Source organism: Achromobacter sp. SIMBA_011 (assembly GCF_046535435.1).
GTDB lineage: Bacteria > Pseudomonadota > Gammaproteobacteria > Burkholderiales > Burkholderiaceae_B > Achromobacter > Achromobacter dolens.
This window is the reverse complement of the sequence record NZ_JAWRWN010001044.1, coordinates 1-245: the sequence shown is the minus strand read 5'-3', so window position 1 is coordinate 245 and position 245 is coordinate 1. Positions and strand designations below refer to the sequence as shown.

The 245-nt window shown below is 57.6% G+C and carries 1 protein-coding gene; it reads right to left on the bottom strand.

Features of this window, described 5'->3' with window-relative positions; all coding sequences use genetic code 11:
• Positions 1-34: 34 nt before the first annotated feature.
• Positions 35-245: BrnA antitoxin family protein (locus SB816_RS34210; protein WP_410548524.1), on the bottom strand; the 211-nt coding region annotated here is incomplete at its 5' end.

Below are 245 nucleotides of genomic sequence, written 5' to 3'. Positions count from 1 at the left end.
AAACAACTAAATTTGCCATCGTATTTTATCCTGTTCAGTTTCTCTGATCGAGATCGGCTAGCATGGCACGGCGCAGGATCGCATTCATGCGGGTCTGGTAGCCCTTGCCCTGCCCCTTGAGCCACGCCAACACGTCCGCATCCACGCGCACCGTGGTTGCAGTCTTGGTGGGCTTGTAGAACCGGCCCCGGACGGCGTTTTTCCAGAATGCCTCGCCCAGCTCGGGAATGTCGCTGGTGTCGATC